Below are 13,438 nucleotides of genomic sequence, written 5' to 3'. Positions count from 1 at the left end.
TCCGGGAGAAAAAAGATGATTTTTCACGCATTATACGCGCCCAGTGTCTCTGCTTATAGACGGCTGCCGTGCAAAGTTTCTACACTGTAGGTTTTTCCAAGCCAATCACCACCAGCAACCGGAACCATCATGCCGCAACGCTACATCAAGAAGATTCTCGATGCGCGGGTCTATGACGTCGCCATTGAAACACCCCTGACTGAAGCCCGTAGCCTCTCCAAGCGCTTTGGCAACAATATTCTGCTCAAGCGTGAAGACCTTCAGCCGGTGTTTTCCTTCAAGATTCGCGGCGCCTACAACCGGATTGCCCAGCTCTCTGAAGAGCAGAAAGCCAAAGGGGTGATTTGTGCCTCCGCTGGCAACCATGCCCAGGGCGTGGCGTTGGCGGCCAAGAAGCTGGGTATCAAGGCAGTGATCGTGATGCCCCAGACCACCCCGGAGATCAAAGTGCGCTCGGTGAGGGACCACGGTGCCCGGGTAGTGCTCAAAGGCGATGCTTTTGATGAAGCCGCGGCCCATGCCCAGGAACTGATCAAGAAACATGGCTACACCTACATCCCGCCCTACGACGACCCGGATGTGATTGCCGGCCAGGGCACCGTCGCCATGGAAATCATGTGGCAGTTCAGCCAGCCCATCCACGCCATCTTTATCTGCGTGGGCGGCGGTGGCCTGATTGCCGGGATGGCCGCCTACATCAAATACCTGCGCCCGGAAATCAAGGTGATCGGGGTGGAGCCGGAAGACTCCAACTGCCTGCAAGCGGCCATGAAAGCTGGCAAGCGGGTAGTGCTGGACGAAGTGGGCATCTTTGCTGACGGTGTGGCGGTCAAGCAGATTGGCAAATACCCCTGGGAAATCTGCAAGGATTACGTGGATGAGGTGATCACCGTCTCTACCGACGAAATCTGCGCAGCCATTAAGGATGTGTTCGAAGACACCCGCTCCATCGCCGAGCCCGCCGGGGCTTTAGGTGTTGCCGGCATCAAGAAATACATCGAGCGTGAGCAGATCGAAAACGAAAACCTGATCGCCACGCTCAGCGGCGCCAACATGAATTTCGACCGTTTGCGTTACATTTCAGAGCGCACCGAAATCGGTGAGAAGCGCGAGGCCATCCTGGCGGTCACCATCCCGGAACGCCCGGGTGCCTTCAAGACCTTTATCAACGCCTTGCACAAGCGCAGCATCACCGAATTCAACTACCGCTATTCGGACTCTGACGACGCCACCATCTTCGTCGGTATCCAGATCCAGGCCGGCGGCCACGGCCGGGAAGACCTGGTGCAGGAACTCCGCGAAAACGGCTACTCTGTGATCGACCTCACCGACAGCGACCTGGCCAAACAACACATCCGCCACATGGTCGGCGGCCATGCTCCGTCAGTGGATAACGAAGTGGTGTACCAGTTCGAATTCCCCGAACGCCCGGGCGCCCTGCTGAAATTCCTGATGTCCCTCGGCACCCGCTGGAACATCTCCCTGTTCCACTACCGCAACCACGGCGCCGCCTACAGCCGCGTGCTGCTGGGAGCACAGGTGAATGAGGATGAGATTCCGGATTTCGAAAAGATGCTGGAGAAGGTGGGTTTCCGCTACGAAAACATGACCGACAACGAAGCCTACCGGTTGTTCCTCGGCGCGGGTAACGGAAGTCAGAAATAGAAACCGGGCAAAATCACCCAAGCAGAATCAGGGGGTGGATGGGCTTTACGAAACTGTGCGGAGCCATGGATGGCGGAGCCCAAGCGTCACATGGATGTGCCGAAGGAGCGTGTTTCGGAAAGCCCATCCACCCACTGATTCGGTGATCCACGTGAGATCAGGGAGCCCGGTTTCGGGCGTCATTCTCCGGCCTCGCATACCGGCGCAAAAACCCTTACATAACTGTAACGAGTCAAAAATTGTAAAATTGAAGTTACGTGTTAGTCTTTCGTCTAATTCTCGGACCCGAGAATAGCTAGCTGATTTTCCAACTAATTAACTCAAAGAAAAAACGGGAAATACGTAATGGGTAACAAGCCTGACATCATCCGCGCCATCGTGCTCATCTTTGCTGTCGGCCTTGTCATTACCGGCTTTACCTCCATCCAGGCCTCAGAAGACAAACGTGCCGACCGGGCAGCTGTGCCAGCAGTAGGGTTTATCCAGCCCGTCAATCAAGGTCTGAACCGGTAACAGCGCTGGTCCGTAACCACGCCGTGCAGGGGCACATCCCAGGGTTCTATCGGTAATTCACGGACTTTCTGAAAGTCGTAGGCCAGCCCTATCAGTTTTGGCGCCATGGCCGGCCTTATCCGGCTGAAGGCGAACGTGCGGTCATAGAAGCCACCGCCCATGCCGAGCCTCCCTCCCTGCTCATCAAAACCGACTAACGGAAACAGCACCGCATCCAATGCCCACGCCGGCCTGCGCCTTGAGCGTGGAAACGCCGGCTCCGGAATGCCGAACCGATTGGCGGTCAGTTCAACCCCGTCAAAGTACGGACTGAACACCAGTTTACCCGGATACACCGGATGCAGAATCGGCAGGTAAAATCGGATGCGTTTGAGCCGGCCCAGATCGATGAAAAGGCTTGGGTCGATCTCGCCATCATTGGGCAGATAGATGCCAATATGCCTGGCACGGTAAAGGTCAGGGTGCTTCAGAAGGTTCAGTGCCAGTCGTTCCGAGGCTTGCTGTTGCTGTTCGAAGGATAAGGCTCGGCGTTTTTGCCTGAGGTGCCTGCGGAGCTCCGTCCTGGACAGGGTGTCCGGATGGGATTCAAACGGTTGGGGGGAGTGAAACTGACTCAAAATAAAGCTTCCCGGGCTGCCGTTATCGGATGTAGCCCTTGAACCCAAAGTTCAAGGTCGGTGGCCGCTGTGACATATTAGGCTTTCCCCCTTGGGGGACGTGCTCACAATGCCCTGAAGTGGCCACCTGGGTAGTGCGCATCGGCTCGAGGACGTACCCGACCAGCGAACAGCCCAGGAAGTTGATCCCATTATACGGGCAGGGTCGGGGCCGATTGCAACCCCATTTCCCGGAATCTTTCTGGAATCAGTTTCCGGAGGATTCTCCGAGGGCTTCGTCCAGCCGGTTATCCATGGCTCTGAGCAAAGTGCTGGTTGCGTGAGACATGGTGTCGCGCTCCAGTAGTTCGTGAGTAATGTTCAGGGCGGCCATCACGGCAATGCGCTCGGTTCCGAACACTTTGCCGCTGGAGCGGATTTCCCGCATTTTGTTGTCCAGATGCCGGGCCGCACGAAGCAAGGCCTCTTGCTCTTCCTGCGGGCAAGCCACCAGGTATTCCTTGTCGAGTATTCTGACTTCAACGGTGGTTGATGACTTTGACATCAGTGGTGCTCCAGCGCCCTCAGGCGGCCTATCATGGCTTCAATCTTGTTTTTGGCAAGATCGTTCTTGTGCATTAGCTGGGCTCGTTCCCGATTCCAGTCGTCCTGCAGCTCGCGCAACAGGGCGTTATCCTTCTCCAGCTTTTCGCAGCGTTCAATCAGCTTGTCCAGCTTGTCCGCTAATGCCTGTACTTCGGACTGTTCCATGACGTGCCCAACAACGGTGATGTAAGTGTGAGTAACTATAAGTGCCGACGCCAAACCGGTCAATTTAACGCATTGTCATGGCGCGCATTGCCGTGATGGCGTTCACCTTCGGCGCAGGTTCATTCTGTATTCGCGGCACCAAAGCCCTGTTTCCGGCTCTTTCGCCAGGTGCTGGTGGCCGGCACCAGTGATACCAGCAGGGCCGACACAGGAACAGCTGCCAGCAATAGCCACTCGTCCTGTTTCAGCGGGCGCAGGCTGATCTGAATGCCGAACTGCTCCAGCAGCCAGGGGCTCAGGCCGGCAATCGCGCCAGCCCCGACAATCAGGGCGAGCAGGCAGGCGGTGAGGGCCAATACCACACACTCGAAACTGTAAAGTGATGCGATCAGCGCCGGGGATGCGCCTGTGGCCCTTAAAACCGCCACTTCGCGTTGGCGCTGGGCCTGCAGGGTCAACAGGACGGCCACCAGGCCGACCAGGCTGGTAACAACCACGAAGGCGCTGATGCCGAGAAGGGCTTTCTCAAACTGCCCCATCATCCGCCAGAGCTCGCTCAGCGCGACACCGGGAAGAATGGCCGACAACGGCTCATCGCGGGACTGGTTTAGCTCTCGCTGTACCTGGAACGTGAGAATCGGCTGACTCAGGCCGACAAAGGCCGCGGTGATGGAGTCGGGCGTAAAGTCCCGGGCTCTGGCTCGGTCCGGAGACAGCCCCCGGCCAGGGATGGCAACACCGGATTCCCAGCCTACATGAATCGCTTCCATGGCCTCCAGGCTAATATACACCGCCTGGTCCACTGGTGTGCCGGTTGGGGCAAGTACGCCGGATATCCTGAAGGGCAGGTCGGTGTGATTGGAGAAGCTGGTGCGACCGCCCCCGTGAGACAACACGATCTCATCGTTGAGGTGATGGTCGAGTTGCCTGGCAACACCGGCGCCGAGGACCACGTCGAACAGGTCGTCAAACCACTCGCCTTGGGCCAGTTCCAGAGACTGGTTGTTGCCGAACTGGAGCCGGGCCAGAAACTGGTCGTTGGTGGCGACCACCCGATAACCACGATAGCTGTCCCCCAGTGAAATGGGGATGGCCCAATCAATGCGGCGATCCTGCTCCAGTTTCTGGAAGCTGGACCAGCGGATGTTGTTGGTGGCATCACCAATATGAAACACCGTGTACAGCAGCAGGTTAAGCTGGCCACTCCGGGCGCCGACAATCAGGTCAGTTCCGCTGATGGTGCTGGTGAAAGACTGGCGGATTTCGGTGCGCAGGTACTGGATGCCCAGCAGCAGAGACACGCTCAGGGTCAGTGTCAGGCAGACCAGAGCGAGCACCCGGCGGCGATACCAGAGGCTGGCGGTAGCTAGGGAGAGGGCAAGTGTGACTTTGCTCATGGGGTCGCTCCCAAAGCTTGTTGGTGATGGAAGTGGCTGGCCAGTGCGCGGTCATGGCTGACAAAGACAACCGAGCTGCGCCGCTGTTCAGCCAACGCCAGTAGCAGGTCCAGAAAACGGTCCCGGTTGTCGGCATCCAGTGCCGAGGTTGGCTCATCAGCCAGGATGACTTCCGGCGCGCCAATCAGTGCCCGGGCAGCCGCCACCCGCTGTTGCTGGCCAACGGAGAGTTCGGTCACGCCTTTGTGCCAGTGGTCATCCGGGATCGCCAGCTGCCTGAGCAGGTCCGCTGCCGATGTCTCAGGGTCTGGGCTGGTGCGGGTGCGGCGTACCGCAGACAGGCGGCAGGGCAAGGTCACGTTGGCCAACGCGCTCAGGTAAGGCACCAGGTTGAACTGCTGGAAGATCACGCCCATGTGATTTGCCCGGAACCGGTCGCGAGCGCCGGCCTTCAGGCTGGACATCGGCTGTCCCAGAAGTTCGATAGTGCCCGACTCCGGGGCCAGCATACCCGCCAGTAATCCCAGCAGAGTACTCTTGCCGGTGCCGCTGGGGCCATGCAGGAACAGATGCTCTCCCTGGGCAAGCCGGATATCGGGAAAGGCCGTGGCGGTTGTCTGGCCGGGCCATCGAAAGGCCAGTTGGCGTGTCACGATTGCAGGTTCCGGTATACTGGAACCGGATTGGTTTCTTGCTGTCTCGGTGCTCATATCCGTATTGTCTTTGCCGTTGTATGATGGCGTCCGTTACACGGTTGACCCCATGGGGAGTGGTTGTACATGTTCGATACCTTGCAAACCCGGAACCTGCTTGCGCGGCTTGGACCGATGATACTGTTGATGGTTTCATCCATTGCCCTGGCAGAGCCGCGGGAGATCGACTGGCTGGAACTGATGCCGGCCGAGGATCTGGCGTTGCTGGAGAGTATGCCGGAAATTGAACACGAAGGAGACGGCCCCGCCCTGTTGCCGGATGAAATCATGACCGGCCGGGTTGTTCCGGAGATGGGTAACGTTGAAGGCCGGATTCCGGGTTTTGTCGTGCCCCTGAAAGTCACCAACGACATGCGTATCCTCGAGTTCTTCCTGGTCCCCTACTACGGCGCCTGCATTCATGTGCCTCCGCCACCACCGAACCAGATTATTCACGTCAAATATGAAGAAGGATTCACGCTCCGGGCTTTGTATGACCCGGTGTGGATAGAAGGCGAATTGGTCATCGAACGTACCGAGAATGATCTCGGTACGTCCTCCTACTCGCTGGTAGCGACGTCGGTCAAACCCTACAGCGAGTAGTTCGCCGGGCTACTACCGGGTCAGCCGGAACTGGATGTTACCCGGTGACAGACGTGTGGCGCCTTGTCCCAGTGGGCCGACCCACTGCACGTTCAGGTGTTGGAGTTCAGGGAAGCGGGCCATCAGGCCGGTTTCGAACTGAGCGGACTCCGATAGATTCGGGCAGTTGAGCGTCTGGGTAATTTCGATGTCTGCGTGACCGGAGTCGTGGTCATGGTCGTGGTCATGATTGTGACTATGGCTATGGCTGTGACCATGGTCATGCTTGTGGCCGTCGCCTTTCGCTTCACCCCAGCCCACGTGCATGGCGCTGGAGACCAGGGTGCAGTTGCCGGCCACGGTATTGATCATGGCAGTTTCACTGGCCCATTGTTCGGTGTCGTTCACCCGTTGTTGCTGTTCATCAGTGCGGGGCTTGTGCTCGAAGCCGATCAGGTTGTAGGCGGGTGACAGAAGCAGCAGATCTACGCGCTCGTTATCAATCGCCATTTGCAGATCGGCGTGCCCATGCTGGTGTGCGCCCGGGTTTTCGGAGGCTAGAACCGGCCATGCGGCCAGGCTGAGTGATAGCAGCAGGGTTGCAGAACGTGCGGATGCGCGTGGGTAAAACATGGTTGGTACCTCTCGCAGCTTTGATACGTTATAACATTTTTGATTTTTGCCAGTGCAAAAGCAAGCCTGCCGGTACCCGGAAGTGCCACTTGTCTGCCGGAATGCTAGGATAGAGGCTTGCTCAAATGTATACGGAACCCGGCTGGTAGAACGGCCAGGCTCCCCTGACACAGGAACACAGGGTTTCATGTCTGACACCGATAGCACAGGTGCTGCCCGCGCCGCTGAATTTGAACGCTGGGCCAACGTTTACACCACACACAAGGCGTTCAGCCACCCCTCTGAGCTGCACGGTGCATTGTGTGGTCGATTGGCGGCCGGTTCCCGTATTCAGGAAGACGAATGGCTGGCCATGGTTTGTGAACAGATGGGGCTTGGCATCCAGGCCGTGGAAGAGTCCGGGGATCTGGCGCCCTTTATGAACGGCGCCTACCAGACGGCGCTGGCGCAGTTGCAGTCGTCAGACCTCAGTTTTCACCCGTTGCTGCCGGATGACGATTACGCCATTGATCAGCGCCTTGAGGCACTGGTGGCCTGGGTTCGGGGTTTCCTGGAAGGCATGGCACTGGCGGCCGGAGCATCCCTGGGGCAGGCTCCGGACGAGATTCGCGAGCTGATTGAAGACATGGTGGCTATCAGCCAGTTGTCGGAAGATGAAGAATCGGATGAAGAAAGCGAGCAGCAGTTGCTGGAGATAACCGAATACATCCGGCTGGGTGCCCTGGCGGTATTTACCGAGTTTAACGAACCGGAAAAACCGGCCAACACCCCGACCCTGCATTGACCTGGAGACATCATGACCTCAATGATTTCCGTTAAAGAGTTTGCTGAGCGTCGGCGCAAGTTGATGGACCGTATGGCACCAGACAGCATCGCTATTTTGCCGGCGGCCCCGGAACGGGTCAGAAACCGGGATGTGTTGCATCCGTTCCGCCAGGACAGCGATTTCCAGTATCTGACTGGCTTCGGTGAGCCCGAAGCAGTGCTGGCTCTGATTCCCGGCCGTGAGCACGGTGAAACCGTGCTGTTTTGCAAAGAGCGGAACCCGGAGAAAGAACTGTGGGATGGTTTCCTGGTGGGGCCGGAGGGCGCCATTGAGCGCTTCGGTATGGACGATGCCTTTCCGATTTCCGACATCGACGACATCCTGCCCGGAATGATTGAAGGCCGCAGCCGGGTCTATTACCCGCTGGGCAAGGACCACGCCTTTGATAACCGGGTGATGGACTGGGTCAAGGTTATCCGCAGCAAAGTGCGCGCAGGCGCCCATCCTCCCGGAGAGTTCGTGGCCCTGGAACACCTGCTGCACGACATGCGTCTGTACAAGAGCGCGGCAGAAGTGAAGGTGATGGCCAAGGCTGGTCAGATCAGTGCCGAGGCTCATTGCCGTGCCATGAAACGGGCGCGCCAGGGCGGTTACGAGTACAACCTGGAAGCCGAACTGATTCATACCTTCATGGAACACGGTGCCCGCTCGACGGCGTATCCTTCCATCGTGGGTGGCGGTGCCAACGGTTGCATCCTGCATTACATCGAGAACAGCGCGCCCCTGAAAGACGGAGACCTGGTGTTGATCGATGCCGGGTGCGAGCTGGACTGTTACGCCTCCGATATCACCCGTACTTTCCCGGTCAGCGGCCGGTTCAGCCCGGAACAGAAAGCCCTGTACGAAGTGGTGCTGGCGGCCCAGTACGCAGCGATTGATGCTGTGCGGCCCGGTAACCACTGGAACCATCCCCACGAAGCGGCACTGAAGGTGCTTACCCAGGGCTTGATTGACCTGGGGCTGCTCTCTGGTTCACTCGATGACGCCATCGCCAGTGAGGCCTACAAGCCCTTCTTTATGCATCGGACCGGTCATTGGCTGGGCCTGGATGTGCACGATGTGGGCGACTACAAGGTGGGTGATGCCTGGCGTGAACTGGAGCCGGGCATGGCGTTGACGGTGGAGCCCGGGCTCTACATCGCGCCGGACAACGCCAATGTAGACGCCAAATGGCGCGGCATTGGTATTCGCATTGAAGACGATGTGGTGGTCACCAAAGAAGGTTGCCGGGTTCTGACTGGCGATGTTCCGAAGACCATTGCCGAGATTGAAGCGCTGATGGCGGACTGACACTGTGACAGACACCCGCACCGATACCGATCTGATCATTGCCGGTGGCGGCCTGGCCGGGGCCACCCTGGCGCTGGCGCTGGCGCGCGTGGTGCCGGAGTTACGGGTAACGGTAGTGGAAACCTTTCCACTGTCGCCAGATGCCTTGCCCGAAGACTACCAGCCCAGTTACGACGCACGCTCCACGGCGTTGGCCTGGGGCTCACGGCTGATCTTCGACAATCTTGGGCTGTGGGAGGTACTGGCGGAACATGCCACGCCAATCCACCACATCCACGTGTCGGACCGGGGGCGATTCGGCGCAACCCGTTTGCATGCGCGAGATCACGGTCAGGCAGCCCTGGGCTATGTGGCCGATAACCGCTGGATGGGCCTGAGCCTGATGCGGGCGCTGCTGGACACCCCCGTGAGCTGGCAGGCGCCGGCGGAAGTCACCGGTATGACGCCGATGCCTGGTGGTGTTTGCGTCGAGATTCGCAAGGGTGACGAACATTACAGTCTGACCGGGCAGTGCCTGGTGGTGGCTGATGGCGGCCGCTCTGGCCTGCGGGAACAGCTGGGGTTTGTGACCCGCACCGAGGACTACGGTCAGAATGCCCTGATTGCCAACGTCTCCACCAGTGACGCACACGGGTTTACCGCTTTCGAACGCTTCACCGAGGCGGGCCCCATGGCGTTGTTGCCCCATGGCTCGCCGGATACGGCGGAAAACCAGTCCGCCCTGGTGTGGACGCTCACCGACAGTGCGCTGGAGCAGGTACTGGCGCTGTCCGATGACCAGCGATGCCAGGCCTTGCAGGAGCGTTTTGGCTGGCGCCTGGGGCGCTTTACCCGGATAGGTGAGTGTCATCACTACCCGTTGAAACTGACCACGGTGGATGAAGCCGTGCGCCCGGGCGTTGCCCTGGTGGGTAACGCGGCCCACGCGCTGCACCCGGTCGCCGGGCAGGGGTTTAACCTGGCCCTGCGTGGGCTGATGACCCTGGTGGAGCAGTTCCGGCGGGCGGTGGACGAAGGCACGCCTTTGGGCGATCTGTCGATTCTGGGAGAGTACCAGCGCCTGCACCGGCAGGACTGGCAGCAAACCGTGCAATTTTCGGATTCCCTGATTCGTGTGTTCGGGCAATCATTGCCACCTCTGGCGGCCGCCCGGGACGCGGGCCTGGTAGGCCTGGATCTGGTGCCCGGTGCCAAGCGCTGGTTTGCCCGCAAAGCCATGGGCACCGGTGGCCGTAAACCCGTTGTTTCCCGTACCGATTGTTCGAAGGAGCCTGCCCGCAATGACCAGTGATTCCGGCAATTCGCAGATGGATATCCTGATTGTGGGTGGAGGCATGATTGGCTCAGCACTGGCCCTGGGGCTGTCCCGCCAGGGCTGGCAGGTCGGGTTGATTGAAGGTGCCACGGCAGCAGAGCTGGTTGCACCGGCGGCCACGGCAACCGACGTGAACGACTTTGAGCCCAGAGTCAGCGCTATCTCCCTGGCCAGCCAGCGCCTGCTGGATGAGCTGGGTGCCTGGCGGCGGGTGCAGGGCAGTCGCCACTGTGGCTATCGCCAGATGACGGTGTGGGATGGTGACGGCACCGGGCGTATCCATTTTGATGCAGCGGAGCTGCACGCCAGTTCACTGGGCACCATTGTTGAGAACCGGAACATCGTGCGCGCGCTGTTTGAAGAACTCGCTGACAGTGATGTAACACTGTTTGATGGCGTCCGGGTGAAGGCCTGGCATGGCCGTGACGGTGTCGAGCTGGACGACGGTCGGCGCCTGAATGCCCGCCTTGTGGTCGGAGCCGACGGCGCCTTGTCTCGCTTGCGGCAATGGAGCGGCCTGGCGACGCGGGAATGGGATTACGACCAGCAGGCGATTGTGTGCACGGTCCGCACCCGCCAGTCGCACCGCTATACTGCTTGGCAGCGCTTTTCGCCAACCGGGCCGCTGGCCTTTTTGCCGCTACTGAACGAAGCCGGCGATGACCATTTCTGCTCGATTGTCTGGTCCCAGGATACGCTGGAAGCCAAACGCCTGATGGCGCTGGACACCGAGGCGTTTCGGCAGGCGTTAGGCGTTGCCATTGAGCAGCAACTGGGTGAGGTACTGGAGGTTTCCGGGCGTTTTGCCTTCCCGCTGCGCCAGCGCCACGCCAAGGACTATGTTACCGACGGCCTGGCACTGGTTGGGGACGCCGCCCACACCATTCACCCGCTGGCGGGCCAGGGTGCCAACCTGGGTTATGGGGATGTGAGGGCCCTGCTGGAAGAGCTGGCCCGGGCCAAGGCCCGCAACCTGTCCCCGGACGATGCCCTGGTGCTGGCCCGCTACCAGCGTCGCCGGAAAGGGGAGAATCTTACCATGATGGCGGCGATGGAAGGCTTCAAGCAGCTGTTTGCCCGGGACGAGCTGCCGGTTCGCTGGTTACGGAATACCGGTATGCGTTGGCTCAACCAGTTGCCCATGCTGAAGAATCGGGTGGCGGCAGAAGCCATGGGTATCACGGAATAAGAGACGGCTTTGCGGGTAGCTCAGCCGCAGGCGTCAAACAGCCGGCTGATCAACACTGGCGCGGCCGTTTCCACCCGCAGAATGCGGGCCCCCAGATGCACACCCTGGCATCCGGCCTCTTCCAGTTTGCCCACTTCGTAATCGGTAAAACCGCCTTCCGGCCCAATGCACAGGGCTGCCGGCTCGTTCAGGTGAACCGGGCAGGGTGCGGTGGTGCCGGGATGCGCCACCAGTGCGATTTTATTTGCCAGCAGGGCCGGTAGTTCGTCTTCCACAAAGGGTTTGAACAGCTTGCGGATATGCACCTGTGGCATCACCGTATCTTTAGCCTGCTCAAGGCCCAGTGTCAGGTTTTCCCTCAGGTTGTCGTCTGACAGCCACGGAGTTTGCCAGAAGCTTTTTTCCACCTTGTAACTGTTAATCAGCCAGATATCCTTCACCCCCAAGGACGCGCAGGTCTGCAGCACGCGGCGGAACATCTTCGGCCGTGGCATGGCCAGGATCAGGGTCAGTGGCAGAGGCTGTGGTGGGTGCTGACTTAGCGTGACCTTCAGCTCCGCTTCGGTGTCTGTCAGGGTCAGGATTTCACCGGTGCCCATGGCGCCGTTGGCGCGGCCGACCGGAATCTGGTGGCCGGTACTGGCTTTGAGTACGGTCCTCAGGTGTTCAAGGCGGCGACCGCGGAGCAGCACCCGGTCTGTGCCGGTGAAGTCTTCGTCGAACAGCAGCGCCAGGTTCATGCGGAGTCGGACTCGCCCTCAGAGGCGTCATCTACCCGGCGGTATGCCAGGCGCCCGAACAGGATGCCAAACTCGAACAGAATCCACATGGGCACCGCCAGCAGGGTCTGGGAAATAATGTCGGGCGGGGTCAGCAGCATGCCGATGATAAAGCAGGCCACCACCACGTAGGGGCGTTTTGCGGCCAGATCCTGGGGCGTAGTGGCACCTGTGAGGATCAGCAGCACAGTGGCAATGGGAATCTCGAAGGCCACCCCGAAGGCAAAGAACATTTTCAGAACGAAGTTCAGGTAACTGCTGATGTCAGGCAGCTCGACAATGCCCTCGGGCCCAATGGCGGTAAAGAATCCGAAGACCAGAGGGAATACCACGTAATAGGCAAAGGCCGCGCCCGCATAGAACAGGATGACGGAGGTAAACAGCAGGGGAAATGCCAGGCGCTTTTCATGGGCGTACAGGCCCGGCGCTACGAAGCTCCAGAGCTGATACAGGATCACCGGGATGGCGGCAAAGACTGCCAGCACCAGAGCCAGTTTCAGGGGCGCAAAGAAAGGCGAGGTGATGTCGGTGGCGATCATGGTCTGGCCCACCGGTAGCAGCTCGCGCAGTGGTAACGACAGCCAGAGGTAAAGGTCGTTGGCGAACGGGTAGATAAAGGCAAAACACACAATCACGGCCAGCACCATTTTCAGGAGCCGGTTGCGCAATTCGAGCAGGTGCTCGATCAGGGGCATCTCCTGTTGTTCAGGAGGTATCGGGTTACTGCCTGGGTCGCTCATGAACGATTATCCGATGGCCGCTCTGGTGTCGCGTTGCTGGCCTCGCCGCTGGCTTCCTGATCGGCGTTGTCGCCTTGCGGAGTCTCGGCGGTGGACTGATTTGTGCTTTCCTCGCCGGCGAGCCTGCGGGTTGCCGGTGCGGGCCGGGGTTTGCGGGTCTCGCTGTCTGGCAGGATCATGTGTTCGTATTTCTTGGCTTCATCAAGGGCTCCGCGGACGGTTTTCTCCATGTCGTCCAGGCCGACGTCACCGGCCTTGCGGAGCTCTTCCCGCAGCTCTTCTGCCTTGAGCTGGCGATCCAGTTCCGAGGTGAACTGGCCCACCATGCGCCGCGCGCCGCCAATCCACCGGCCCGCGGCCCGGGCAGCGGTAGGCAGGCGCTCAGGCCCAAGCACAAGCAGCGCGATGATGCCGCAGATCAGTAGCTCAATGAAGCCAATATCGAACATT

16 protein-coding genes and 1 other RNA gene are annotated in these 13,438 nt (G+C 59.6%); 7 read left to right on the top strand and 10 right to left on the bottom strand.

The window, feature by feature from the left end:
* Window positions 1-129: 129 nt before the first annotated feature.
* Both ilvA and RVM24_RS13895 read left to right on the top strand, forming a co-directional pair.
* Window positions 130-1,665: a threonine ammonia-lyase, biosynthetic gene (ilvA, locus tag RVM24_RS13900; protein ID WP_431474238.1), complete on the top strand. Its 1,536-nt coding sequence runs from the start codon at window positions 130-132 to the stop codon at window positions 1,663-1,665.
* Window positions 1,666-2,010: 345 nt separating this feature from the next.
* Window positions 2,011-2,178, top strand: coding sequence for a hypothetical protein (locus RVM24_RS13895; RefSeq protein ID WP_342631225.1), 168 nt, complete (start codon window positions 2,011-2,013; stop codon window positions 2,176-2,178).
* Here RVM24_RS13895 and RVM24_RS13890 read toward each other — a convergent pair.
* The 6 genes from RVM24_RS13890 to RVM24_RS13865 form a co-directional block, all read right to left on the bottom strand.
* Window positions 2,160-2,795, bottom strand: coding sequence for a 5-formyltetrahydrofolate cyclo-ligase (locus RVM24_RS13890; protein WP_431474237.1), 636 nt, complete (start codon window positions 2,793-2,795; stop codon window positions 2,160-2,162). The two genes, RVM24_RS13895 and RVM24_RS13890, sit on opposite strands and share 19 nt — an antisense overlap.
* Before the next feature lie 4 nt (window positions 2,796-2,799).
* Window positions 2,800-2,979: non-coding RNA, 6S RNA (gene ssrS / locus RVM24_RS13885), on the bottom strand.
* Between the two features lie 63 nt (window positions 2,980-3,042).
* Window positions 3,043-3,339 carry a cell division protein ZapA gene (locus RVM24_RS13880; protein ID WP_286921326.1) on the bottom strand — a complete coding sequence of 99 codons (297 nt, stop codon included), beginning with the start codon at window positions 3,337-3,339 and terminating at the stop codon, window positions 3,043-3,045.
* Entirely contained in the window at window positions 3,339-3,545 is a 207-nt protein-coding gene (locus RVM24_RS13875) for a TIGR02449 family protein (protein WP_061330711.1), read from the bottom strand. The genes RVM24_RS13880 and RVM24_RS13875 overlap by 1 nt, the downstream gene beginning before the upstream one ends.
* A 119-nt stretch (window positions 3,546-3,664) precedes the next feature.
* Window positions 3,665-4,942: an ABC transporter permease gene (locus RVM24_RS13870; RefSeq protein ID WP_431474236.1), complete on the bottom strand. Its 1,278-nt coding sequence runs from the start codon at window positions 4,940-4,942 to the stop codon at window positions 3,665-3,667.
* A complete protein-coding gene (locus RVM24_RS13865) occupies window positions 4,939-5,595 on the bottom strand; it encodes an ATP-binding cassette domain-containing protein (protein ID WP_431474235.1) in 657 nt (218 codons plus the stop codon). The genes RVM24_RS13870 and RVM24_RS13865 overlap by 4 nt, the downstream gene beginning before the upstream one ends.
* Before the next feature lie 126 nt (window positions 5,596-5,721).
* Here RVM24_RS13865 and RVM24_RS13860 point away from each other — a divergent pair, with 126 nt between their 5' ends.
* A complete protein-coding gene (locus RVM24_RS13860) occupies window positions 5,722-6,237 on the top strand; it encodes a DUF3299 domain-containing protein (RefSeq protein WP_152439154.1) in 516 nt (171 codons plus the stop codon).
* Window positions 6,238-6,249: 12 nt separating this feature from the next.
* Here RVM24_RS13860 and RVM24_RS13855 read toward each other — a convergent pair whose 3' ends face one another.
* Entirely contained in the window at window positions 6,250-6,849 is a 600-nt protein-coding gene (locus tag RVM24_RS13855) for a ZrgA family zinc uptake protein (RefSeq protein ID WP_431474234.1), read from the bottom strand.
* A 187-nt stretch (window positions 6,850-7,036) separates the two neighbouring features.
* Here RVM24_RS13855 and RVM24_RS13850 point away from each other — a divergent pair, with 187 nt between their 5' ends.
* Genes RVM24_RS13850 through RVM24_RS13835 form a run of 4 tightly spaced genes read left to right on the top strand, consistent with a single transcriptional unit; the run spans window position 7,037 to window position 11,469 of the window.
* Window positions 7,037-7,633: a UPF0149 family protein gene (locus RVM24_RS13850; RefSeq protein ID WP_431474233.1), complete on the top strand. Its 597-nt coding sequence runs from the start codon at window positions 7,037-7,039 to the stop codon at window positions 7,631-7,633.
* Window positions 7,634-7,645: 12 nt separating this feature from the next.
* Window positions 7,646-8,965 (top strand): Xaa-Pro aminopeptidase, encoded by a 1,320-nt coding sequence (pepP, locus tag RVM24_RS13845; protein ID WP_431474232.1) that lies wholly within the window; start codon window positions 7,646-7,648, stop codon window positions 8,963-8,965.
* A 4-nt stretch (window positions 8,966-8,969) separates the two neighbouring features.
* Window positions 8,970-10,256, top strand: a complete 1,287-nt coding sequence (ubiH, locus tag RVM24_RS13840) for a 2-octaprenyl-6-methoxyphenyl hydroxylase (RefSeq protein ID WP_431474231.1) — start codon at window positions 8,970-8,972, stop codon at window positions 10,254-10,256.
* Window positions 10,246-11,469, top strand: a complete 1,224-nt coding sequence (locus tag RVM24_RS13835; protein WP_431474230.1) for an FAD-dependent monooxygenase — start codon at window positions 10,246-10,248, stop codon at window positions 11,467-11,469. The genes ubiH and RVM24_RS13835 overlap by 11 nt, the downstream gene beginning before the upstream one ends.
* A gap of 20 nt (window positions 11,470-11,489) precedes the next feature.
* On the opposite strand, the gene RVM24_RS13830 is transcribed toward RVM24_RS13835, so the two are convergent.
* The 3 genes from RVM24_RS13830 to tatB are packed head-to-tail and all read right to left on the bottom strand — an operon-like array spanning window position 11,490 to window position 13,437.
* A complete protein-coding gene (locus RVM24_RS13830) occupies window positions 11,490-12,209 on the bottom strand; it encodes a 16S rRNA (uracil(1498)-N(3))-methyltransferase (RefSeq protein WP_431474229.1) in 720 nt (239 codons plus the stop codon).
* Complete coding sequence (gene tatC, locus RVM24_RS13825) at window positions 12,206-12,988, bottom strand: twin-arginine translocase subunit TatC (protein WP_072676241.1); 783 nt, start codon at window positions 12,986-12,988, stop codon at window positions 12,206-12,208. Before tatC ends, RVM24_RS13830 begins: the two co-directional genes overlap by 4 nt.
* On the bottom strand, window positions 12,985-13,437 hold the full coding sequence (tatB, locus tag RVM24_RS13820; protein WP_152439147.1) for a Sec-independent protein translocase protein TatB: 453 nt from the start codon (window positions 13,435-13,437) through the stop codon (window positions 12,985-12,987). The genes tatC and tatB overlap by 4 nt, the downstream gene beginning before the upstream one ends.
* Window position 13,438: the final 1 nt, after the last annotated feature.

This window comes from Marinobacter sp. KM021 (assembly GCF_050707965.1).
Classification (GTDB): domain Bacteria; phylum Pseudomonadota; class Gammaproteobacteria; order Pseudomonadales; family Oleiphilaceae; genus Marinobacter; species Marinobacter shengliensis.
Note: the sequence above shows the minus strand (reverse complement) of the source record. Positions and strands in the feature narration are given on the sequence as shown.